Origin of the sequence: Neomelitea salexigens DSM 19753 (genome assembly GCF_000422345.1) — a bacterium.
Classification (GTDB): domain Bacteria; phylum Pseudomonadota; class Gammaproteobacteria; order Pseudomonadales; family Spongiibacteraceae; genus Spongiibacter; species Spongiibacter marinus_A.
Map to the genome: position 1 here is coordinate 645,526 of NZ_AULP01000001.1, position 22,675 is coordinate 668,200.

Below are 22,675 nucleotides of genomic sequence, written 5' to 3' on the forward strand. Positions count from 1 at the left end.
GGAAATGGGGGCTTAGAGAAAAAACAGCGAATAGACGACCACAACCCCGATCAGCACCAGCAATGGCACTTTGCCGCTACGCAGCGCTGCATATAACACAATCGCCATCCCAATGCTTGCCGCCTCTCGGGGCAGCTCCAGTAGCAAGGGGTCAACCCAGGCCGCAGCCAACATGCCCACCGCCACCGCATTTACGCCGGCCACGGCGGCGCGCACCCGCGGCCGCGCTGCCAGCGTATGCCAGGCCCGCGACAAACCCAGCACCAACAGGAAACCCGGCAAAAAAATTGCTGTGCAGGCAGCCAATGCACCAACGAGCGGTTGCGCCGGACTCAACATAGCACCCAGGTATGCCGACATAGAAAACATCGGGCCTGGAACGGCCTGCGCCGCCGCATACCCCAAAATAAACTGCTCGCCACTCAGCGAGTCACCCACAAAAGCATTGAGCAGCGGTAGCGCGACGTGACCGCCGCCAAAGACCATGCTGCCAACGAGATAGAATTCGCTGAACACAGCGTCGGGGATCAGCGCCGCCACGGCCAACAAGGCTAAAAATAGCAGCAAGGGAATGCGCGCCGGTCGCGACGAAGGCAGGGGGTCGCGCTCAACCTTCGGCGACCGCAAATAGGCGACCAGCGCCGCGCCAAGCATTAGCGACAACTGCAAGGCAGGGTGCATCATAAACAGCAGTGCCAACCCACTTAGCAATGCGGTGGACCAAAGCCAGGGCCCTGAACAAAATTGCCTGGCCATATTGATTAGCGCATCAGCCACCACCACCAGCGCTAACAGCTTCATCCCTGCCACAAGACTCTGCATCCACACCGGTGTCTGCGCCAAGCTGAACACAGCAAGGCCGTACATCAATAGAAACGATGGCAGTGTAAAGCCGATGAAAGCGGCGAAAGCAGCAGGAATGCCGCCCCGCTGAAGGGCTATGGCAAAGCCGAGCTGACTCGATGCTGGCCCTGGCAGAAATTGACACAGCGCCAACTGACGGGCGAAGTCGTCGTCACTGAGCCACTGGCGCTGCTGAACAAATACTTTGCGGAAGTAGGCGATATGCGCCGTAGGCCCACCAAAGCTGACGCAGCCCAAAAGAAGAAAGTGCAGAAAAATCCGCGCGCTCACAGCACACCCTCTCAAAAAACTCGCGGAGAGTGTACGTGAGCCGAGCGGCAGGGCCTAGCCCTTAGTCTTTATTGCGGAGTTTGATCGGCCGTTTGCTAGGCGCTTTTCCCGTGGGTTTCGCCTTGGCGCCAGGCTTGTCAGCTTTGCGCGGTTTTTTACCCGACGAAGGCGGCCCCTTGCGGTGCTTGCGCACCGGGGTGTCTGGTAGCTCTCCGCTAAACCGAGACATGTTCAATGGTTGCCCCGCTACGCGAGGAGACTGCAAAGAGCCCAACACCTCGTCGGGCATTTCCGCAGGCAGGTCGACCGTACTGAAGTTGTCGAAGAGCTGGATACGACCGATATAATCACTGTCGATCCCCGCTTCATTCGCAATTGCGCCGACAATGTTGCCCACACCAACACCGTGCTTGCGGCCGACTTCTATGCGGAAACGCTCCATCCCTGACTCCGGCCCGGCACCGCGAGGGCTGCGGCGCTCAGTGCGAGCGGCTTTGCCGGGAGCAGGCTTGTCCGCCAGCGCTTTGCTGGGTTTCGGGTCGCCTTTAAGCAGAAGGTCTTTATCGCCCTGAGCCAGACGAGCCAGCGCTGCAGCAACATCCAGAGGATCGACACTGTGCTCTTCACAGAAACTCTGCAGCATTTCGCGATAAAGGTCTTTTTCTCTTCCGGCCTCGAGTGTCGCCAACAATTTTGCCTGAAAACGCTGTATGCGCAGGGCATTAATTTCGGCGGCACCGGGCAGGCCCATCTCTTCGATACGCTGACGCGTGGCACGCTCGATTGATTGCAGCATCCGGCGCTCGCGCGGTGCAACAAACAAAATGGCATCGCCGCTGCGCCCCGCCCGACCAGTACGGCCAATGCGATGCACATACGCTTCGGTGTCGTAGGGAATATCATAGTTAATCACGTGGCTGATGCGATCGACATCCAAGCCCCGCGCCACCACATCGGTGGCAACCAAAATATCCAAGCGCGAACTTTTGAGCATTTCCACGGTACGCTCACGCTGCGCCTGGGCGATATCGCCGTGCAATTCTGCCGCTGCATAACCGCGGCCCTGGAGCTTCTCTGCCAACTCGGTTGTAGCCAGTTTGGTGCGCACGAAAATAATAATGCCGTCGAAGTCTTCTGCCTCCAACACTCGGCACAGCGCATCAAACTTGCTCGCACCACGCGCCAACCAATAGCGCTGACGAATACTGACCGCAGTGCTTGTGGCGGTTTTGATCGTCACTTGCTCGGGGTCGTTAAGGTAAGTATTGGCAATGCGTCGAACAGCGGCGGGCATAGTCGCTGAAAACAGCGCTATCTGGCGGCTTTCCGGCGTCTGCGACATGATCCATTCAACATCGTCGATGAAGCCCATGCGCAGCATTTCGTCGGCTTCATCAAGTACCAAGTGGGTCAACCCGTCCAGTTTGAGTGTACCGCGACGGATATGGTCCATAACCCGGCCTGGGGTGCCAACAACCACTTGGACGCCCCGCTTCAAGGCATCGAGCTGCTCGCGATAACCCTGACCACCATAGATTGAGAGTACTTTCAGACCTTTTAAGTGCTTAGCATAGCTCTGAATCGCCTCGGCAACCTGAATGGCCAATTCACGCGTAGGAGCAAGAATTAACGCCTGGGTGGTTTTGTTTTTAACATCCAGCATAGACAGCATAGGCAGCGAAAACGCTGCCGTCTTGCCCGTGCCAGTTTGGGCCTGTCCCAATACATCGCGACCTTCCAATAACAAGGGAATAGTCGCAGCTTGGATTGCCGATGGACGCTCATACCCCAACTCTGAGACAACCGTCTCAACAGCAGGATGGAGGCCAAGTTCGGTAAATAAGGGGAGTTCCGCGTCAGCGGTTACGGTGTTGCTCATAATGTGGACCTGATCTGGGGGTCGAGAGTGACGCGCGGTTAAATTCGGCGTCAGACGAACACAGTACCGGCGGGGGCGCAAATTATACGCGCTAGTGCCAATAAATACCCGAGCTAATCGATGCTCATTGCGGTATTTATGCGCAGCCCCTGCCTACTACGACTCAACCCTCTTTCACTATTTCCTTTAGTGCACGGCGGCAATGTTCGGGTATCACTCCCTTTTGCTGAGCATTGTAGTCAAAGTACACGAGCACAGCCGTGCCGCTTGCCGTCATCTCGTCACGCTGCCATAACTCATGACTGACCGTGAACGAGGTGTTACCAACATGACTGACCCAACTGCGGACTTCAACTGGATACTCGTGATAGGTTTGCGCGATAAACTCCACATCTATCTTGCGAAGAATCAAGTTCCATTGATCCAGGCTGAGCTCGGGATTAAAGATTTTAAAAATCGGCGTGCGCGCCGTTTCAAACCACTTTGGCACGACCGTGTTATTGATATGTCCCAGACCATCGGTTTCGTAGAACCGGGGCAATAATTCGCAGCGCAGCATTCATTACTCCTCAGGCTATAACAGCTTGCTGTAACCAGTAAGCAAACATACATACCCAAAGCACCACCGCCATAACTGCTGCAGGAAAGGCCTTCTCCGCTATCTCGCTGCCCTGACGGCGCTGCTCGGCGGCATACAATAGCAGACATGACAACAAAACCTGCAGGGCCAGCAGAAAGGAGGCGCTTTTCCAGGAGTAGTCAAGCCCCGCAAAACTGACCGGGTGCACAAATACCAGGGCTGCACTGGCCAAACCCAAAGCCCCGATGCATTTTGCCACTAATACTGATATCGCCTTCATCGATACTCTCCAAACTTAGGGCTAGGCAACGACTAGTACCTGTTGTCTCGTCCATCACTGCCGTCACATGCTAAACACCGCAAGTAAAGATGACTAGTTTTAGCCACACACTGCATACGATGCCCACAAAATAGGGGATTCTATTGAAGAGTGGTAGGACAAATAACGAGAAAGACGCCAACAGCGCTCGGGAGAGTCGAAAAGGGATTCACGCATTCGATGGCAGCGCGATGATCACTCAGAAACCGAAGCGCTTAACCTGCGCGCCGTTGCGCTAGCTCGCCGCGTCCTTCAAAGAGCACCTCTAGGTGGTGGGCGCCGTTGGTGGATATCACTTTACGGACGACAATATTGCCGAGCCGACCATCGCGCAAACGGATTCGATACTCCCTAGAGCGCAGCAGATCGCCATTCTTACGCTTGAGGTGCAAGCAGCCGCTCCACTGTGCATAGCCGTCGTCGGCCGAAATATACATGGGCACATTACTCAGCAGCTCTTTACCGCCGTCAAGCACATCGCCGTGGGTCAAATCCATTGACAACCTCCATGCGGATAGGGACTATCTCGTATCGCCTTATAGCAACACTTTTGTTATACCACGACGACCCTGACCGACCTATCACTTCCTTATATCAAAGGTTTTTAACGGCCGCCGTTAATATTCACTTTGCTGATCTGCGCAAACGAGCGATTACTCTGGGAAATAGCGACTGATGGTGTCCACCACGCAGGCTGGGCGATCGCCGCCCTCAATCTCAATGGTCACCCTCACCACCGACTGTACACCGCCCTTCAATTCTTCAGCAGAGAGTAACTCACCCACCCCTCGCACTCGCGAACCAACCGGCACCGGCGCAGGGAAGCGAATACGCTCACAGCCAACATTCACACCCATCGAAATGCCTTGCACATCGATAATTTGTGGCAGGAATAAATTGACCAATGACAAGGTCAAATAGCCGTGGGCAATACACTTGCCAAAGGGCCCATCCTTCGCGCGCTCGGGGTCTGTGTGAATCCACTGATGATCACCAGTCGCATCGGCAAAAAGATTGATACGCTGCTGGTCAATCTCCAGCCATTCACTGGCCCCCAAATGTTCACCCACCGCGCCCAACAGGGCCGAGGGTGTGGCAAAAACTCTACTCATAATGACATTCCCATTCTGCAAAACTGTGAAAGCAACACACACAGTCGTATTCTCATGGCAATCACTTTACCATCGGCTACGCAACACTCGGCATCGTCTATGCGGGTGAAGGCCACGGCGTCGCGACTACTTGCATGAGGGCACATGGGAATCAGTGACTTTTTTTCGAGCAGCACAGCCTGGGTGGTGGCGAACCAGTCAGGGCTAGCGGCCGCTGTTGCCGCGTTTATTGCGCTGCTCGGTATACTCTCGGCTCTGGAGGCCATTCTTAAAACCCGCACCGCTCAGGGTGCGGTGGCGTGGGCCATCGTGCTAATCGTTCTCCCCCCGCTCTTTGTGCCGCTCTACTGGATATTCGGCCGACGCAAATTTCGCGGGTACGCAATCGCCAAACGTGGCGATACACGCGCAATCGAAGACTTGATCCGCGAGCTTGCGCCACAGCTCTCAAATATTGAAACCTACCCGAGTCGCCGGGACTCGCGGCTGCTAGGTCTCAACCGTCTCAGCACTCTGCCATTCACTCGTGGTAATAACGCTCGCCTGTTGATTGATGGTGAGCAGGCCTTCGCGGATATGTTTGCGCATATCCGTGCTGCCAAACACTATGTATTGCTTGAGTTCTACATTCTGCGCAGCGACCGCATTGGCAATGAACTGGCAGAGATACTGGTAAAAAAAGTCGAAGAAGGCGTGTCGGTTTACTTTATCTACGACGAAATCGGCAGCCTAAAATTGCCGCGCCAGTATGTGCAAAGACTGCGCGCTGCCGGGGTACAAATTGTCCCCTTCAACAGCACCAAGGGCGCGGGCAACCGCCTACAGCTAAACTTTCGCAACCATCGAAAAATTGTCGTTTGCGATGGCAACTACGCCGCCATTAGTGGTATGAACATTGGCGATGAATACTGCCATCAACACCCCGTCCTCACGCCCTGGCGCGATACCGGCTTGGCAATAACAGGGCCAGCGGTGCAAGCCGTACAATTGAGTTTTGTCGAAGACTGGTATTGGGCGCAGGAGTCGCTACCTTCTCTGAACTGGACACCTACACCCTGTGAGGCCGCACCCGGTGACAATAGCGACCAACAAATGCTGATTATTGGCACCGGCCCCGCCGACAGTATTGAAAGCTGCGCATTGTTTTTTGAAACCCTCATTCACCAAGCTCGTGAGCGCCTGTGGATCGTCAGTCCCTACTTTGTTCCCGACACCCCTATTATTCACGCCCTGCAACTGGCCGCGATGCGCGGCGTGGATGTACGCATTATGCTTCCCGAGCAACCCGACAAACTGATCATCAAATTGTCGTCTTTCTCAGCAATTCGTGAAACCTTGCCCCACGGCGTGCAGTTTTATTACTACCAATGTGGCTTCTTGCATCAAAAAGTCATGCTAGTGGATGATGAGATTTCCGTCGTGGGAACGGCAAACCTGGATAACCGCTCCTTCCGGCTGAACTTTGAAATAAGTGCACTGGTCTATGATCAGGGTTTTGCGGGGGAACTCACTCACATGCTCGAAAATGACTTCAAGCAGTGTCGACAGCTACTGCCGAGAGACGTTGCCAGCTGGTCGCTGATCCGCCGCCTGGCTAGCCGCTGCGCCTACTTATTCGCGCCACTGCAGTAAACGCCAAACAATGACGCAACAACCTCACCTCCACGCCTGCCCTGACTGCGACTTGTTGCAAACGCTGCCACCGCTCGAAAGTAAAAAGCGCGCCCACTGCACGCGCTGCAATGCGGTCTTGGCCGAAGCACCGCCGCGCCTGCCACAGCTCAGTTTGGCCGCCGGTCTGTGCGGCCTGATTTTATTCATTCCCGCCACCTGCCTGCCACTTTTACAATTTACCCTGGCCGGGCAAACCGGCAGCAATACCCTCGCAGAAGGCGTACTCAGGCTGTGGCAACAGGACTTCAAACTGCTGGCCCTGATTGTATTACTCTGCTCGCTGTTAGCGCCGCTACTGCACTTACTCCTCAACACCTTTATCGCCCTTTGCCAGCACCTCAACTACTGCCCGCCAAGCTTTTCGCGAAGCATCAAGCTCGGCAACTTTATGCGGGAGTGGAGCATGTTGGAGGTCTATGCGATCGGAATTTTAGTGGCCTATGTGAAGATGATGGACGACGGTGAGATACACATTCTCAGCGGAAGCTATTGCCTGGCCGGTTTAATGATCAGCCTTATCCTTTGTGCGCAAAGCTTTAATGCCGAGCAAGCCTGGCAGTTTTGGCAGCGGAGGCAGACATGAACGCAGCAACAGCCAAGCAACACGGGCTCGCCCGCTGCCAGCACTGCGGCTTACTCAGCGCTATGCCTGCACGCGACCAACACCACCTTGCGCGCTGCCCGCGCTGCCATGCTCACCTCTATTTCCGCCGCCACCACAGTCTGCAGCGTTCACTGGCGCTGTGCCTCGCCGCCGCCGTGCTACTGATACCGGCGAATGTCTTGACCATTATGACGGTCGTCAATCTAGGACAGGGCGTACCCGACACCATTATGTCGGGGATCATTCGCCTGTGGCAGGCAGACCTGCGAGCGATCGCCGCCGTTGTCTTCATTGCCAGCATCGTTGTACCGATTATTAAAATCGTTGCACTGCTATTACTGATGATGGTGGTGCAATTTCGTCTTTCACTGAGCAAGCAGCAATGCACCGCGCTCTACCGTTTTGTGCACCTTATCGGCCGCTGGTCGATGCTAGACCTATTCATGATTTCGATACTGGTTACCGTTGTCAGCCTTGGCAATATCGCCACCGTCGATACCGGCCCCGCCGCCACTGCCTTTGCGGGTGCGGTGGTATTAACCATGCTTGCTGCCAACAGCTTTGACCCGAGACTGATTTGGGATTTGGAACACCATGACAAACACTGAACAAAACTACCCCCAAGCCGAATTAAAAACCAAAAAACGGCTGTCGGCAGTGTGGTTACTTCCTGTGGTGGCCGCAGCCATTGCAATGTGGCTGCTCTACGAGAACCTAAGCAGCAACGCCCTGCAGGTGACCGTACACTTTGACAATGGCAGCGGCATTACCGCTGGCAAAACGCCCGTGGTATACCAAGGAATTACCGTGGGTAGCGTCAGTCAACTTCAACTCGACGACGCGCTAAAAGGGGTGAATGCCACGCTGGACCTGCAAACACAGATCGAGCCACTGATTAAAGAGAACACCAAGTTCTGGCTGGTTAAACCGCAAATCTCGCTCTCTGGCGTCTCGGGGCTCGATACCCTGGTCGCCGGCAACTACATCAGCTTTCAGCCCGGTGAAGGTCAGGCGGCTCGCAGTTTTACCGCGCTGCTCGAGCCACCGGCCACGCCTCGCAGCGACTCGGGGTTGCAAATCACCCTGCATGCCAAAGAACTTGGTTCGCTATCTGTTGGCGCCCCCGTGCTCTACCAGCAAATCGACGTCGGTGATATTGAGGGTTATACACTGCTTAACGACGGTGTGGAGATTACCGCCCACATCGACCCACGCTACACCCATCTCATCAACCATCGCAGCCGATTTTGGAACCACAGCGGCGTTAAGGTCACGGCGGGGCTACAAGGCGTCCAGCTTGAAACAGGTTCATTGGCGAGCATTCTTGCGGGCGGCGTAGCCTTCGACAGCCCCGAAGACGGCGACGCTGTCGACAGCGGTCACCGATTTACGCTGCATCAAAATCGCGCGCACGCCGAAGGCGGCAAGCGGATTGTGGTGGCCTTCGACAGCGCCGAGGGCTTGAGCCAGGGTGCGGACCTTCGCCTGCAAGGTATACGCATCGGCAGCGTTGAAAGCTTGCGCTTTAATGAGGCTGGCCCTACCGCCGGTGCCGAGGCTGAGCTGCGCATCAACGCCCCCTATTACGATTACCTGAATGAAAATAGCCAGTTTTGGCTAGTCAGCCCCAAAGTCTCGGGCTCAGGCGTTGAAGGACTAGACACCCTGCTGGGAGGGCCGTATATCGCCGTGAATGTCGACGGCGAAGACGGCGAGCTGCAAGAACGCTACACAGCACTGCGCGACGCCCCCAGTCAGCGGATCAGTGCACCTGGAATCAGGGTGGTGCTCGAAGCCGACGAACTGGGCTCGGTGAAAATTGGCAGCAAAGTGTATTTTCGCAAGATCGCGGTAGGCCAGGTGGAAAGCGTGTCGCTACAGCGCAAAGGCGTTGAAATTGGCGTATTTATTCATCAGCGCTACGCCCACCTATTGCATCGCGAGTCGCTGTTCTGGAACGCCAGCGGCATCAGTATCAGCGGCGGCCTCGGTGGCCTCGACGTAAAAACCGAGTCGCTGGCGACCATTGTCAGTGGTGGCATTTCCTTTCACACCCCTGAGGTGGCTCGCCCGCAAGCCGCTTGGGAGGGGCTGCGGTATACCCTGCACGAGGACTACGAAAGCAGCTTTGCCGACAAGGGCAGAGAAATCCGCCTGTACTTCTCCAGCGGTGCCAGTCTAAGCAAGGGAACAGAAATTAAATACGAAGGGATCAAGGTCGGCGAAGTGACCGCCGTTGAGCTGGACCAAAGCATGCAAGGCGTTGTGGTCAGCGCCCGTCTGGCGCCCTCGGCAAAAGCTATCGCTCGCGAAGGCAGCCGCTTTTGGGTGGTGAAGCCGCAACTGGGCTTGGTGGGTACGCGCAACCTCGAAACCCTGGTAACCGGCGCCTACATTAGCGTGCTACCGGGTAGCGGCGACGTGCTCACAGAATTTATCGGCTTGGAGCGCGCGCCACCGCTGCGGGCGCCTGCCAAAGGGTTGAATCTAATATTGAGCGCTGACCAGCGCGGCTCACTCAAAGAGGGCGTGAGGGTCTTTTATCGCGACATTCCTGTGGGTGAAGTCTACGGCTTTGAACTGTCTAGCGATGCACGCCGTACCTTAATCCATATTAATATTGAGCCCCGCTACGCCACACTGGTGCGACGCAACACCCGCTTCTGGAACTCCAGCGGGGTCGCCATCAATTTTGGCCTATTCAGCGGCACGACCATCCGCAGTAAGTCGGTCGAATCGCTGCTTGAAGGCGGCATCGCCTTCGCCACACCAGAAGCGCGAGGCGACAACGGTTTAGCCCCCCCGGCAGAAGCCAGCCAGCACTTTCCTCTGCACGCCGACGCAGAACCGAGTTGGTTACGCTGGGCACCCGCCATCCTTCTGGGCGACGAATAGTCGCCCAAAGTGTGACAAAGACGCTGCTCTTACCAAGATTTCACACTGTTAGATGGCAGATAGGGCTAGAATAGCGCCCCAATAAGCTATCGACTCGCCGGCGGCATTGCCGCCACCGACAAAAAGAGAACGTTGTTTTGCCTAATTTGCCCAAGCAGGCCATTGCCGTCGCGTCAATCATCGGCCTTTCCATTGTCGTTGCCGTGATCCTTTTCGCGCTGCGCCCCGCCCCCGAACAACAGGACGTTGAGCAGCATTCACTGATCATTGACGTCGCCATTGCGACCAAACAGTCCCTGATGATCAACGTGAGTAGCCAGGGCACCGTGCAGCCGCGCACAGAAACCAGCCTGGTCACCGAAGTATCGGGGCAGGTCATGGACGTTTCTCCCAAATTCGAAAATGGCGGCTTGGTAGAACAAGGCGAAGTGCTGTTGCGCATTGACGATCGCAATTACCGCGCTGAACTCAAACGCGCCGAGGCTGCCGTGGCCACTGCCCACAGTAACCTGCTACAAGAAAAAGGGCGCGCGGCAGTAGCGAAGGAAGACCTACGCAAATACCCCCGCCGTCACGCCAGTAAAGAAGCGCGTGCCCTGGCGCTCAGGCTGCCGCAATTGAACGAAGCCAAGGCCAGACTGAACTCCGCACTCGCGGACCGCCGTCAGGCCAAGATCAACCTGGACAGGACGCAAATCAAAGCCCCCTATCGCGGCTTGATCAAAATGCGCCAGGTCGACCTCGGACAATTTGTTAGCACCGGTACGCCGGTCGGCCAAATGTTCTCCGTCGACACTGCCGAAGTTCGGCTCCCTGTGCCAACGGACCGCCTCGCTTATCTGGAACTGCCCAATAATAGCCAGCACGACACCTACCCCCGAGTCATTCTGGAAAATGATATTGGCGATCGCTGGCCCGCCGAGGTCGTGCGCAGCGAGGGCGTACTCGATGAACGCAGTCGCGTGTTGTTTGTTGTCGCGCGCGTGAATGACCCCTACCGCTTGGAGAACCCGGGCAAGCCCCTACTCAATGGCAGCTTTGTAAAAGCGGATATAGAAGGCAAAAAAATCGATGGGCTGATCGCCGTTCCCCGGCATATCCTGCGCACCGGCAATCAACTGTGGGTGGTCGACGACAAGCAAACCCTGCGCAACCGCGATATCAAAGCATTGCGCACAGAAGGCAAGCTGGTCTACGTGTATGAAGGTCTTGAAGAAGGTGATCGGATTTGCCTGTCATCAGTGCCCAGCGCCATCAGCGGCACCCCCGTTAAAGTCAACAGCAGCATGTCGACCGCCGAGCTGGTTAAGCCACAGAGCGAATCAGGCATGGCTACCTTTACCGAGCTTAGCAGCGTCCAATGACTATTCCCGAGCACCTAGACACTCGCCGCGGCATCATTCCGTGGTTCGCACGCAACAGCGTTGCCGCCAACCTGTTGATGATCGTCATCTTGTGCGTGGGGATTGGCTCGGCACTGAATATTCAGCGCACCCTGCAGCCTGACTTCGAAATCAACATCATCCGCATCACGGTTCCCTACCCCGGCGCAACGCCGGAGGAAGTTGAAGACGGTGTCATTCTCAAAATTGAGGAAGCGCTGCAGGACATTGATGCCATTGAGAGCATAGAGTCCACCGCCGACGAATCACTGGCAACGATCAGTGCGGACATCTACAAAGACTATGACATCTTGGCCGTGATGGACGAGATCAAAAGCGCGGTAGATGGCATTGTCAGTTTTCCCGAACAGGCTGAGCGCCCCATCGTAAAGCGCCTGGAGTTTCAGAAGCACACCGTCAACGTTGAGCTTTACGGCGACCTGGATGAGCGCAGCCTGAAATCGCTGGGCGAGCAAGTCAAACAGGAGATGCTGCAAGACCCCGAGATCGCCTTTGTTCAGATCAACGGCGCCCGCGACTTTGAGATCAGCATCGAAATTCCCGAGCACCGCTTGCTTGAGTACCAGCTGACCCTCAGCGATGTCGCCGACGCCATTCGTCGCTCGTCGCTAGACCTGCCCGGCGGTACGATTAAAACCAGCAACGGCAATATTTCCCTGCGAACCCAAGGCCAGGCACGCCAGCAACAGGAATTTGAACGCCTGGTTGTAAAGAGCTTCCCCGACGGTACCCGCTTAACGCTGGCCGACATTGCGACGATTAACGACGGTTTTGAGGAAGTTGACGGATTTGCATACTTCGACGGCAAGCCCAGCCTGGGCCTGCAAGTCTTCTCAGTAGGTAGCCAGGATTTGATCCGCGTTGCCGAGGCGGTAAGTCGCTATGTGGAAAACAAGCGCGAGCAATTGCCGGAGGGCGTTGAAATTGCGCAGTTTGCCGACATCAGCTACTACCTGAAAGGCCGCATGAGCATGATGCTCGACAACCTCAGCATGGGTGCCTTACTGGTATTTGTGGTGTTGAGCTTATTCCTGAATATCAAACTGGCGTTCTGGGTAATGGTCGGCTTGCCGATCTGCTTCCTCGGCACCTTTGCGCTGATGCCAATGGTCGATATCAGCCTGAATATGCTCAGTCTGTTTGGCTTTATTTTGGTCCTGGGTATCGTGGTTGATGACGCGATCATCATTGGTGAAAGCGCCTACGCCGAAGCGGAAAAAAGCGGCCACTCGGTCGATACCGTTATCAAAGGCGCCTTGCGCGTGGCCACCCCCGCCACCTTTGGCGTGCTCACCACCATCATGGCGTTTTCGCCAACCCTGTTCGCCAGTGGCACCTTCGCGCCCTTCCCGGAGTCTGTCGGTTGGGTTGTTATTCTGTGCCTGGCATTTTCACTGGTGGAATCAAAATGGATTCTACCTGCTCACCTGGCACACAGTTCGCCCGGCACTGGGCCTATCTGGCAAAAGCTCGACCGCATTCCAGCAAAGTCCAATGCGATACTCAGTAATTTTGTCGAAAACACCTACCGGCCTTTTATTAAGCGGGCCATTGCCCAGCGCTATATCACCGGCGCGAGCTTCACCGCGATGCTCATCGTCACAGTAGGCCTGGTCGCTGGTGGTATCGTACATTTCGTCATGATCCCCGAAGTGCCCGGCGACTTCGTTCAGGCCAACCTAGAAATGGTTGAAGGCACCCCCGAGGAAGAAACGCGCCGCGCCTTCGAACATATGGACAGCAGCCTCCGCAAGGTCAACGAGGCCTACTCCGCCGCCCATGCCAACGACGATAACCGCGCCCTGATCAGCCACGTTGCCGCCTTTGGCCGCGGCGGACGTCACGTGACGTTTATGGCCGAACTCACCAAGAATGACATGCGCGATATCGACGGTGCGGAAATTGCGCGGCGCTGGCGCGAAGAGATTGGCGATATCCCCGGCGCCAAGGTACTCGCGGTGAGTATTGCCGACCAACAAATGGGCCCGTCGATCTCACTAAAAATCAGCAGCCCCCATCCAGAAGACCTTACCGCTGCCGCAGCACAAGTGGAAAATGCCCTGCGCCGCTATGAGGGCGTCTACGATATTCGCAATGGTGCCAGCGCACTGCGCGATGAAATTGTCCTGGAAATTCTCCCCGAAGCGGAAACCCTGGGCCTCAGCTCAGCAGCACTAGGACAGCAGATTCGCGATGCCTTCTATGGCGCGGAAGCCCAGCGCGTGCAGCGCGGCAACGACGAAGTGAAGGTGATGGTTCGCTACCCGCGCGATGAGCGTGCGGCGGTGTCCGACCTGCAAAGCATGTTTATTCGCTCCGCCGAGGGGGCCTTTGTGCCGCTCTCTAATGTGGCAAAGATCACCATCCAGCCCGCCTACACAACCATGACGCGTATCGATGGCGAGCGCTCTATCAGTGTGACTGCCCAAGCCGATAAGTCACGTGTTGAGCCGGATAAAGTCACCTCCAGTATCCTTAAAAACCTGCTGCCCGGTTTGCAACAGCGCTACCCCGGCCTAGATATCAAACTCAGTGGTGAAAGTGAGGAAGTGGGCACCCTGATGGTCAGTCTACTGGTCGGCTTTGCCCTCGCCCTGTTTGGCATTTATGGTCTATTGGCCATCCCCTTACGCTCGTACCTGCAGCCGCTAATCATTATGGGGGTAATCCCTTTTGGCATTATCGGTGCGGTGTTCGGCCACATTGTGACGGACCTGTCCTTCAGTATGATGTCGTTCTTTGGCGTTATCGCGCTATCCGGCGTTGTCGTCAACGACAGTCTGATTATGGTGGACTTCATTAACTCGGCGATCGACCGCGGCGAGCGCCTGATCGACGCTGTTGTCGACTCGGGGTGTCAGCGCTTTAGAGCGATACTGCTGACGTCGCTAACAACCTTCTTTGGTCTGTTACCGATGCTGATGGAAGACAGCTTGCAAGCCCAGTTCGTGATTCCCATGGCGGTGTCACTCGGCTTCGGCATCATCTTCGCCACGGTCATCACATTGATATTAATACCCTGCCTGTATATCGTGCTTGAAGACGTGAAAACGCTGTTTGGCAGTAAGTCTGCTCGCGAGCTCGAACCGGCACTGAGCGAGTAGCGCCCTGCGCGCTCGCTCTGCTATTTCACCGATAATTTACCAACTGACCTGATAAGTACGCCTATGTCCTTTAAACGCATCTCGATCTCAGACGCCGAACAACTGCTGCGCCAGCCCTCAACGCAACTCGCCGACATCCGCGACGAGCAGTCCTACCAGCTGGGGCACATCAAGGGCGCCTGCCATTTGGACAACCACAACCTGCAGCAGTTTATTGAAGACGCCGACCCGGACGCGCCGCTCATCATTTACTGCTACCACGGTAATAGCAGCCAGAGCGCCGCGCAGTTTTTTGTTGAAAAAGACTTTACCGAGGTCTACAGCATGGACGGCGGGTTTGAAGAATGGCGGCAGCACTACCCCCATCAAAGTGGCGAGCAATGAGGCCTGAAGGCAACGAGGACGCCAAGGCCCTAGGCGTGCTGCCGAAGGATACGTGTCAGCGTATCAACGTGGTGGTCAATGTAGTCACTGGAGTCGGGCCGCAGCCCCAACACACGCTCAGTTATCGGCGCAACGCTTACCAAATACAGCAACGCACCCGAAAGAATATGCAAAAGGTCCATCGCATCCACTTTTGGCAGTAAACCTTGATGCTGACCTAGCTCTATCATTGCACGCCCTTCAATAAAGTCCGTGCCGATAAATTCTTTGACGAGCCAATCTAAGCGCGGCCCCGGCGCCGATGCTTCCTGAAACATTATTTTTACCCACTCGGGGTGAGCAAACGTGAAGTGCAGTATTTTTCTGCACAAGTCACGAATCATTTTTTCCCTGTCGTCGGACGCACGCTGCAAGGAAATATCTTCAATGTAGCGCGGTAAGGCATTGTTGCGCTGCAACCAAACATGCGACACAGCAGCTCGCCAGAGTACCTCTTTATTTTGGAAGTGGTATTGAACAAAGGTTTTCTGTTCACCCGCTTTCTCCGCCACCAACGCAAATGATGTCCCGTCAAAACCGAGTTGTCCAAACAACTGCGCGGCTGCCCGGAGTACCCGCTCCCGGCGCTCATTCATTTTCGGCTCTCCGCTACCGGCCTTCATCGGAATTTAACTTACCCCAACTCATTAGAAAAATGCGTTCAATTTTAGGAAGTTAGCACTGCCCTTGACACAAAGCCAACACTATACGATCGTATAGCAAGGGTGGCCTTGCCGCCACCACCGGCAGAAGCAACACCACACATAACAATAATGAGCTGAGAAAAACGATGATCACTGACAGCGTGACGACTATTCACTGGCTAAACGATACCGATACAAGCCAAGACGCATTGCTTTCCATGGGCGGTAAAGCCAGCGGCCTTAGCCAACTGATGCGCTGGGGACTTACGGTGCCCAGTGGCTTTGTTATCGTTGATGCGCAATGTGGTGAGTACCCTGAAGCATTGGCCGACTATTACCAAAAGCTCGGTGGCGCTAAAGTCGCCGTTCGATCATCGGCACTGGGGGAAGACGGTGCGGAGAGTTCCTTCGCCGGCCAATATGAAAGTATCCTCAACGTCGGGGGCCTCGACGATCTAAAAACAGCAATCGACCGCTGCGTCACATCACTACATAGCCAACGGGCTAGTGCCTACCAAGGCAAAAACAATATTCATGGCGTGCAAATGAACGTCGTTGTGCAAACCATGGTAGATGCCCGCGCCGCCGGTGTTTTGTTCACTGTTGACCCCGTATCGGGTCGCCACGACCGGCTTGTCGTGGATGCCGTAGAAGGGCTGGGGGAATCACTCGTCAGCGGGGAAGCGACACCCGATCACTACGAATTTAACCGCAGTGGCCAGCTAAGCTACTCTGAGCTTATCGGCGATACGCCGATCCTCTCCGACGCACTACTCGGCACGCTCGTTGCCCAGGCCAAACACGCTAGCCAACAGGCCGGCATCCCGCTTGATCTGGAGTGGGCCGCTGACAGCGAGGGCCGCATCTTCTGGCTGCAAGCTCGGCCAATTACCACCATCGGGACGGATCTGAACGAGTTAGATACGCCAATCAACGCCACTGACGTTGTCACGCGCTGCAACGTGGGCGAAATGATGCCGGGCGCCGTTTGCCCCCTAACCTTTTCAACGACAGGACGAAGCATCGAAAATGGCATGCAACACATGCATGTGAGCTATGCCGGCCGCAAAACCGTCACCGATGAGTGGACTCAAATAGCAATGAGTCACGGCAAGCTCTTCATCAACCTCAGCGGATCAATCGCAGCTGCCGCTAACGTGCTCGGGGTAGACGCAAAGTCGATGGGCTATAGCCTGTGCGGTGGCGTCGTGGAAGAGCTTCAAGAGCCCCCCAAACGCCCCTGGTGGATACGTCTATTGGGCACCGTAAAAATGCTCCGGTATCTGCAAAAAGCCGATGATGTCATCGCCCGATTTAGCAAGAAAGCCGACGCCTTCAACCTGCCAACTTCTGGAAATAGCGTGGAAATCGCTCAGGCGCTGGACAAGGCCTTACCCTTCTATTCCGAAGCAATGGCCGTCCACCTTCAATCCTCCACAACCTCCGGAGTGGCCAGCAATATCCTCCAGTCCATGATTTCTGGAGGGCAAGAGAGCAGCGCTGCAGAACAGGCACAGGCGGCAAACTTAATGGCTGGCGCAAGCGGCGTTGAAAGCGCCATCCTCGTCGAGCAGCTAGATGCCATTGTCGAGAAGATCGCTCAACATGAGCGCGACGCTCAGGCTTTCGTCGATGCCTCGCCTACCGATGCTGTCGAGTGGTTAGCCAGCAGCGCAATTACGTCTGGCGACTTTAAGGCGTTTTTACATCGCCACGGTCACCGTGGCTATCGAGAACTCTGCATGCGAGAAGCCTGCTGGGCAGATGCGCCCGAGACACTGGTCACCACGTTACAAGCCTCGGTAAGCGCGCGTCGCTCTGGCAAGGCGGTGAACCCGAAACCACAGGCAGTCGACACCAGCCAACTGAGTCGAGGCGTACGCTGGATATTACCCAAGGCGCACGCGGCAATTCGCCGACGAGAGGCAACAAAATCACTACTGGTCGACATCGCCAACCGTTTCAAACGCAGCTACCGGGCCCTGGGTGAGCAACTTCACCGCGAAGGAAAGCTGGACGACGCCGATCAGGCTTTCTTTTTCACCCACGATGAGCTTATGAACGTCGTCCGCTCCGCTGACCCAGCGCTGGAGAAAGAAAAAGCCAGCAACCGTCGAACCGCCCTCGCCTTTCAAAATAAACTCGATTTCAATGAAATCTGCGTGGGCCCTCCACAACCAATCGACCGTCGACTACAGAGCACTGAAACCGGTGGTGACATCCTAGGGCGGCCGGTTTCCTCTGGCCTGGTCGAGGGCAAGGCCAGAGTCGCCTTTAGCGTTAGCGACGCCGCGGGGCTGCAGCCTGGTGAAATCCTCGTGGCCCCCATCACCGATGTGGGCTGGACCCCGTACTTCAGTTCAATAGCCGGACTAATTACCGACGTTGGAAGCTCAGTCTCCCACGGCGCGGTCATTGCCAGAGAATACGGTCTGCCGGCAATCGTAAATACCCGCGTTGCCACCCAACGAATAAAAACTGGCGACAGTATCCGCCTCAACGCTGATACCGGCGTGGTATCACTTCTGTAAGTGCGGCCTTGCTGATTGCCACAACCAAACACACTACCGAGAGCAGAGCACAATGCTAGATAATAAAACGCTGACGCAATTTGGTATTCAGCTCGACGACGAGTTTCCACACCCCTTTAGCGGCGATCATTCAGACTGGAATGAATCGTATTTTTTCGATTGGTATGACGCCAATGGCCGAATCGCAGGGCACTGTCGAGTCGGTTGGCACCCCGTACAACAACGAGTGCTATTTTGGCTGTACCTGCTCGATGGTGAAGAATGGCTAACGATCGAAGAGTACCGTCTCCCCTTCTCAGCGCTGAAGTTACAAAGCGACAATCACGTTTTCGCTTATGAGGGCTGGGGCTTAGCATTTAATTATCAGGCAGGTGAGGCCCTGCAAAGTGGAACGCTGAGCGTATCAGGCTTTGCAAGGGTGCTGTCGGGGCAACGCCAAGGCCTGGTGCTACCGGTCGCCGTCAAGCTAGCCATGAATGCGCTGGGCCCCGCCCACTCTAGCGGCGGTGGCACCGTTGAAGATCACCAAGCAGAGGGCTTCAGCACCAATCGCTATGAACAGCCAATCGCCGGCGCCTTGACGATGAACATCGACAAACACACACGGGACGTTACCGTTCGGGGCGAACGCGACCACTCATGGGGGCCGCGCCCCTGGGATATGCAGTGGCAGTTTCTGGTCATTAACACGGAGAAATTTAGCCTTCAGTCCACCGTGGTTAATATTCCCGAGTGGCCGGAAATCAAAGTCGGTTATTACCAAGAAAGCGGCGGCGAGATGGAAAACCTAGAGGGCGTTGAATTCGACCTCTCTTTTGATGCGACCTCCCCACACCGCTCCGTTGCCGGACACTTCGACCTCGCCTGCAGTAGTGGTAGGCTGATCAGCGGTCGTATTGAAACGATCTCCGGTGTAGAAATCGATATTACCCACACCTTCTCACCGCCCAAACGCACCGAGTATCGACGCTCTTTAGTACGCTGCCATATCGGCGATGAAGCGCCCGTCATCGGCTGGTTTGAATGCAATCGCGACAGCAATCCAAGTAAATAGAACAAGGTAAAACAATGAAAATTGACGGCCCCTTTTATGCGCAAATGAGTGGCGCAGCGGCGGAAGCCAAACGCCTGGCAGCAATCGGCTATGATGGCGTGTATTCACTGGAGGGTAGCTGGGATCCGTTCTTCCCTTTAGCGCTCGCCTCAGAGCATGCACCCGAACTCGACATTGCCACCGGCATTGCCGTTGCCTTCCCCAGAAACCCCTCTCACATTGCCTACCAGGCGTGGGACCTACAAACGTTTTCAAAGGGCAAATTCAGCCTGGGGATCGGCTCGCAGATTAAAGCACACATAGAAAAGCGCTTCGGCATAGACTTCAATCCACCGGCGGCGAGAATGCGAGAGTATATCTTAGCGGTCAAAGCGTTTTTCGACTGTTGGCAACATGGCAACAAACTCGACTTCCAAGGGAAATACTATCGTCATACATTGATGACGCCGATGTTCAACCCAGGGCCAAACCCTTATGGAGTGCCCCCAATCATGCTGGGTGCCCTGGGGCCAAAAATGACCGAAGTCGCCGGCGAGGTTGCCGATGGGTTGATCGTGCATCCCTTCAACACCTTGCCCTTTCTGGAAGAGAAGGCCTTACCTGCCGTAAAAAGAGGCTTGGAGAAATCGGCGCGCTCCCTGGATGACTTCACCTTGCAAGTTAATGCCATCATCGTCACCGGAGAAACCGAAGAGGAATATGTTGCAGCGGAAAATAGCGTGAAGAGCTTGCTGGGGTTCTATGCCTCGACACCCGCCTATGCACCGCCGATGGAGGCGGTAGGCCTGGGCGACTTACAGCCGACAATGAACCGACTATCAAAAGAAGGTAAGTGGGATGAGCTGGGCAGTTATGTGGACGATGATTTTCTCGACGCTTTCTGCACTCGCGGCAAACCCGAAGAGATCGCCGGTTTGCTTAAACAAAAATATGCCGGCTACGCCGACAGATTGGCAATTTACGCTCCTTACGCTGCAGCCGACTCTATGTGGGCGTCGATTATTCAGGAGCTAAAAGCCGGCCCGGAGTAACCTCGTTTCGCGGTTACTCCGGCGCCAGTGCAAGAGGGTTTTCAATGTCTGTATTCGCGGCTACGGGCTCACACACACCGGACAGTAGGCATACATGCCACGCGGGTCATTTAGCGTAGGGAGCGCTGCGGTCACAGGCAACCACTGCTGAATTAACGCAGAAAGAGACTGGGGGAGCAAAGGCGCCGCGACCCCCGAGCTCAGTATCCAGCGCATCAGCTCTTCTTCCGGGCTCATCGGCAAGCGCAATTCACGGTGCCGGCTGTCGCCCAGCCCGGCAAGCTTCGCCGCAGACTGGATGGCTTGTTCTAAGGTGCCCAGCTTATCTACCAAGCCAAGTTCATGAGCATCCATACCACTCCACACTCGCCCTTCGGCAATCGGCTCGACTTGTTCCGGCAGTTTGCCGCGTCCCTCGGCAACCACATTAATAAATCGGCGGTAGCCATTATCGATACTGCTTTGAATGGACCGCGCCACAATAGGGTCTAGCGGGCGGTCAACACGCAGTTTCCCGGCAACTGCCGACGTGCCGACACCGTCGGTGTTTACACCCAAATCAGCCAGTAATTCCTCAACGGTGGGAAAGGCACCAAAGATGCCGATAGAGCCTGTCAACGTAGCGGGGCTCGCCCAGATCTCATCGGCACCTGCCGCAATCCAGTATCCACCTGATGCCGCCAGGCTACTCATTGACACCACATAGGGCTTGCCAGTCTGTTGCAGTGCCTCGAGTTCAGCGCGAATAATTTCTGACGCAAAGGCGGAACCCCCGCCGCTGTCGATCCGCAACACCAGCGCTTTAACACTCTCATCCAGCCGCGCGGTACGAACCAGACGCGCAAGGCTATCGCCGCCAATGCTGCCCGCAGACCGTTCGCCATCCACGATATTGCCGCTAGCAACGATTAACGCCACACCCGCGGTATCGTCGGGTAAGGTTATGCCGCGCTTAAAGCGCAGATAGTGCTTGTAATAAACCTGGTTAAAATAGCCATCTTTATCCCAACCCACCTGCTCAGCCATCATTTCGCTGAGCCGTGGCCGACTGACAATACCGTCGACCAAGCCATAGTCCAGGGCAGCTTGTGCGGCATCGCCACCACTACCAGCCAGCACGCGATCGATATGGTTAACGTAGTAATTGAAGTCTTTAACGGCAATATTGCGGCGCTCAACGACGCGGTCTCGGTATAGGTCCCACAGCGGTTCCAACCACCCTCGGTTCGCTTCACGCGCTTCCGGCGACATATCATTGCGAATAAATGGCTCGAGTGCCGACTTGTAGCTTCCCACTTTAAATACGTGGAAGTTGACCTTTAATTTATCAATCGCCTCACTCAGGTAGTTGCGTACCACGGCAAAGCCTTCCAGGCTGACGCCGCCCATATTGTGCAGCAGTATTTGGTCGGCCTCACTCGCTAACAAATACTTATCCTGATCGTAGTGTCCCGACATCGCGACAACTTGCTTACCCGACTCCCGAAAACGTCGAAGTGCTTCTGACAATTCCAAGGAACGCGCCATACCGATGTGCTGCAGGTCGTCGAGCAATAACAACAGCACCTGAATGCTGCTGTCCTCGCGAGCGTAATCCACACTATCGATCAGGTCTTGCAGCAATGTTTCTACCGGCAAACCACTGCCACTGATTTGCGTGAATGCGTCAACAGCGGTGTATTGCTCAACCACCACCCCCTCAGGAGCCAGTACCAGAACGCCACCGTTAGGCACTTCAACACGAAAGGCGTTAACAATGTTGAACAGCAGCAAGCCGATAAACAACAAGAAGAACAGGTTCAAGGTCCAGCGGCGCACACCGTCGAGCACATTGCCCAAACGGCTAAAGAAACCGCGCTTTTTCGAATCACTCATACTGTACCCCTACTCCCTAGGCTTCTTGTGAGGCACGCATCGCCTGCGCATGCCAACGAATAAATGCTGTCGCACTGCAGAACAAAATGACTACCAGTGCCAGCTCTATATAGTTGATCCAGATAACGAAGGGCGACATTGCTTCGGTCACTGCGGAGGCAAAATACAACAGGCTTACAAAACACATCCAGGCAATGCCTTTGAGCTGCTGGCGAAAAACCGGCAACACAAAAATCAGCAGTGGCAACACGCGAATCAGCCAGATGGTAACGCTGGGCTGGCGTCCCTCTTGCACCCACACCCACGTACTCAAACTCAATGAAATTAACAAACCGACGTAGGAAAACTTCATCAAAGCCGCCGTGACGGCCGCGCGCTTTTCCAAACTTGTCATACCTGAAGTTTCCTTATAT

General features: G+C 55.5%; 19 protein-coding genes. 10 read left to right on the forward strand and 9 right to left on the reverse strand.

Going from position 1 to position 22,675, the window contains the following annotated elements:
* Positions 1-12: 12 nt before the first annotated feature.
* From chrA to H573_RS0103125, 6 genes are all read right to left on the reverse strand, one after another.
* A complete protein-coding gene (gene chrA / locus H573_RS0103100) occupies positions 13-1,134 on the reverse strand; it encodes a chromate efflux transporter (RefSeq protein WP_036255496.1) in 1,122 nt (373 codons plus the stop codon).
* 61 nt (positions 1,135-1,195) lie between these two features.
* A complete protein-coding gene (locus H573_RS0103105) occupies positions 1,196-3,013 on the reverse strand; it encodes a DEAD/DEAH box helicase (RefSeq protein WP_027872988.1) in 1,818 nt (605 codons plus the stop codon).
* A 163-nt stretch (positions 3,014-3,176) separates the two neighbouring features.
* Positions 3,177-3,572, reverse strand: a complete 396-nt coding sequence (locus tag H573_RS0103110) for an acyl-CoA thioesterase (protein WP_027872989.1) — start codon at positions 3,570-3,572, stop codon at positions 3,177-3,179.
* 10 nt (positions 3,573-3,582) lie between these two features.
* Positions 3,583-3,873: a hypothetical protein gene (locus tag H573_RS0103115; RefSeq protein WP_027872990.1), complete on the reverse strand. Its 291-nt coding sequence runs from the start codon at positions 3,871-3,873 to the stop codon at positions 3,583-3,585.
* 254 nt (positions 3,874-4,127) lie between these two features.
* On the reverse strand, positions 4,128-4,409 hold the full coding sequence (locus H573_RS0103120) for a hypothetical protein (RefSeq protein WP_027872991.1): 282 nt from the start codon (positions 4,407-4,409) through the stop codon (positions 4,128-4,130).
* A gap of 156 nt (positions 4,410-4,565) precedes the next feature.
* The gene (locus tag H573_RS0103125) at positions 4,566-5,024 is read right to left on the reverse strand and encodes a MaoC family dehydratase (RefSeq protein ID WP_027872992.1); all 459 of its coding nucleotides are present in this window, start codon (positions 5,022-5,024) and stop codon (positions 4,566-4,568) included.
* Between the two features lie 144 nt (positions 5,025-5,168).
* On the opposite strand from H573_RS0103125, the gene cls reads away from it, so the two are divergent.
* From cls to glpE, 7 genes are all read left to right on the forward strand, one after another.
* Positions 5,169-6,656: a cardiolipin synthase gene (cls, locus tag H573_RS0103130; RefSeq protein WP_051170927.1), complete on the forward strand. Its 1,488-nt coding sequence runs from the start codon at positions 5,169-5,171 to the stop codon at positions 6,654-6,656.
* A gap of 10 nt (positions 6,657-6,666) precedes the next feature.
* The gene (locus H573_RS0103135; RefSeq protein WP_027872994.1) at positions 6,667-7,281 is read left to right on the forward strand and encodes a paraquat-inducible protein A; all 615 of its coding nucleotides are present in this window, start codon (positions 6,667-6,669) and stop codon (positions 7,279-7,281) included.
* Positions 7,278-7,910, forward strand: coding sequence for a paraquat-inducible protein A (locus tag H573_RS0103140; RefSeq protein WP_036255498.1), 633 nt, complete (start codon positions 7,278-7,280; stop codon positions 7,908-7,910). The genes H573_RS0103135 and H573_RS0103140 overlap by 4 nt, the downstream gene beginning before the upstream one ends.
* Entirely contained in the window at positions 7,897-10,197 is a 2,301-nt protein-coding gene (locus tag H573_RS0103145) for a PqiB family protein (RefSeq protein ID WP_036255500.1), read from the forward strand. Before H573_RS0103140 ends, H573_RS0103145 begins: the two co-directional genes overlap by 14 nt.
* A 137-nt stretch (positions 10,198-10,334) precedes the next feature.
* Complete coding sequence (locus tag H573_RS0103150; protein ID WP_027872997.1) at positions 10,335-11,561, forward strand: efflux RND transporter periplasmic adaptor subunit; 1,227 nt, start codon at positions 10,335-10,337, stop codon at positions 11,559-11,561.
* Positions 11,558-14,704 (forward strand): efflux RND transporter permease subunit, encoded by a 3,147-nt coding sequence (locus H573_RS0103155; protein WP_027872998.1) that lies wholly within the window; start codon positions 11,558-11,560, stop codon positions 14,702-14,704. Before H573_RS0103150 ends, H573_RS0103155 begins: the two co-directional genes overlap by 4 nt.
* 63 nt (positions 14,705-14,767) lie before the next feature.
* Complete coding sequence (gene glpE, locus H573_RS0103160) at positions 14,768-15,088, forward strand: thiosulfate sulfurtransferase GlpE (RefSeq protein ID WP_027872999.1); 321 nt, start codon at positions 14,768-14,770, stop codon at positions 15,086-15,088.
* A 29-nt stretch (positions 15,089-15,117) separates the two neighbouring features.
* Here glpE and H573_RS0103165 read toward each other — a convergent pair whose 3' ends face one another.
* Positions 15,118-15,723, reverse strand: coding sequence for a TetR/AcrR family transcriptional regulator (locus H573_RS0103165; RefSeq protein ID WP_161624234.1), 606 nt, complete (start codon positions 15,721-15,723; stop codon positions 15,118-15,120).
* Positions 15,724-15,917: 194 nt separating this feature from the next.
* On the opposite strand from H573_RS0103165, the gene H573_RS0103170 reads away from it, so the two are divergent.
* Genes H573_RS0103170 through H573_RS0103180 form a run of 3 tightly spaced genes read left to right on the forward strand, consistent with a single transcriptional unit; the run spans position 15,918 to position 20,387 of the window.
* The gene (locus H573_RS0103170) at positions 15,918-18,302 is read left to right on the forward strand and encodes a PEP/pyruvate-binding domain-containing protein (protein ID WP_051170929.1); all 2,385 of its coding nucleotides are present in this window, start codon (positions 15,918-15,920) and stop codon (positions 18,300-18,302) included.
* Positions 18,303-18,354: 52 nt separating this feature from the next.
* Positions 18,355-19,356, forward strand: a complete 1,002-nt coding sequence (locus tag H573_RS0103175) for a hypothetical protein (RefSeq protein WP_027873002.1) — start codon at positions 18,355-18,357, stop codon at positions 19,354-19,356.
* Positions 19,357-19,370: 14 nt separating this feature from the next.
* Positions 19,371-20,387, forward strand: coding sequence for a TIGR03617 family F420-dependent LLM class oxidoreductase (locus tag H573_RS0103180; RefSeq protein ID WP_027873003.1), 1,017 nt, complete (start codon positions 19,371-19,373; stop codon positions 20,385-20,387).
* A 60-nt stretch (positions 20,388-20,447) separates the two neighbouring features.
* On the opposite strand, the gene sppA is transcribed toward H573_RS0103180, so the two are convergent.
* Both sppA and H573_RS0103190 read right to left on the reverse strand, forming a co-directional pair.
* On the reverse strand, positions 20,448-22,262 hold the full coding sequence (gene sppA, locus H573_RS0103185; RefSeq protein ID WP_027873004.1) for a signal peptide peptidase SppA: 1,815 nt from the start codon (positions 22,260-22,262) through the stop codon (positions 20,448-20,450).
* A 16-nt stretch (positions 22,263-22,278) separates the two neighbouring features.
* Positions 22,279-22,656, reverse strand: a complete 378-nt coding sequence (locus H573_RS0103190; RefSeq protein ID WP_036255502.1) for a DUF2069 domain-containing protein — start codon at positions 22,654-22,656, stop codon at positions 22,279-22,281.
* Between the last annotated feature and the right edge of the window lie 19 nt (positions 22,657-22,675).

Coding starts and splice junctions, on each gene's coding strand:
- H573_RS0103105 (WP_027872988.1), bottom strand. CDS start 3,013: ATGAGCAACACCGTAACCGCTGACGCGGAACTCCCCTTATTTACCGAA.
- H573_RS0103110 (WP_027872989.1), bottom strand. CDS start 3,572: ATGCTGCGCTGCGAATTATTGCCCCGGTTCTACGAAACCGATGGTCTG.
- H573_RS0103115 (WP_027872990.1), bottom strand. CDS start 3,873: ATGAAGGCGATATCAGTATTAGTGGCAAAATGCATCGGGGCTTTGGGT.
- H573_RS0103120 (WP_027872991.1), bottom strand. CDS start 4,409: ATGGATTTGACCCACGGCGATGTGCTTGACGGCGGTAAAGAGCTGCTG.
- H573_RS0103125 (WP_027872992.1), bottom strand. CDS start 5,024: ATGAGTAGAGTTTTTGCCACACCCTCGGCCCTGTTGGGCGCGGTGGGT.
- cls (WP_051170927.1), top strand. CDS start 5,169: ATGGGAATCAGTGACTTTTTTTCGAGCAGCACAGCCTGGGTGGTGGCG.
- H573_RS0103135 (WP_027872994.1), top strand. CDS start 6,667: ATGACGCAACAACCTCACCTCCACGCCTGCCCTGACTGCGACTTGTTG.
- H573_RS0103140 (WP_036255498.1), top strand. CDS start 7,278: ATGAACGCAGCAACAGCCAAGCAACACGGGCTCGCCCGCTGCCAGCAC.
- H573_RS0103145 (WP_036255500.1), top strand. CDS start 7,897: ATGACAAACACTGAACAAAACTACCCCCAAGCCGAATTAAAAACCAAA.
- H573_RS0103155 (WP_027872998.1), top strand. CDS start 11,558: ATGACTATTCCCGAGCACCTAGACACTCGCCGCGGCATCATTCCGTGG.
- glpE (WP_027872999.1), top strand. CDS start 14,768: ATGTCCTTTAAACGCATCTCGATCTCAGACGCCGAACAACTGCTGCGC.
- H573_RS0103165 (WP_161624234.1), bottom strand. CDS start 15,723: ATGAATGAGCGCCGGGAGCGGGTACTCCGGGCAGCCGCGCAGTTGTTT.
- H573_RS0103170 (WP_051170929.1), top strand. CDS start 15,918: ATGATCACTGACAGCGTGACGACTATTCACTGGCTAAACGATACCGAT.
- H573_RS0103175 (WP_027873002.1), top strand. CDS start 18,355: ATGCTAGATAATAAAACGCTGACGCAATTTGGTATTCAGCTCGACGAC.
- H573_RS0103180 (WP_027873003.1), top strand. CDS start 19,371: ATGAAAATTGACGGCCCCTTTTATGCGCAAATGAGTGGCGCAGCGGCG.
- sppA (WP_027873004.1), bottom strand. CDS start 22,262: ATGAGTGATTCGAAAAAGCGCGGTTTCTTTAGCCGTTTGGGCAATGTG.
- H573_RS0103190 (WP_036255502.1), bottom strand. CDS start 22,656: ATGACAAGTTTGGAAAAGCGCGCGGCCGTCACGGCGGCTTTGATGAAG.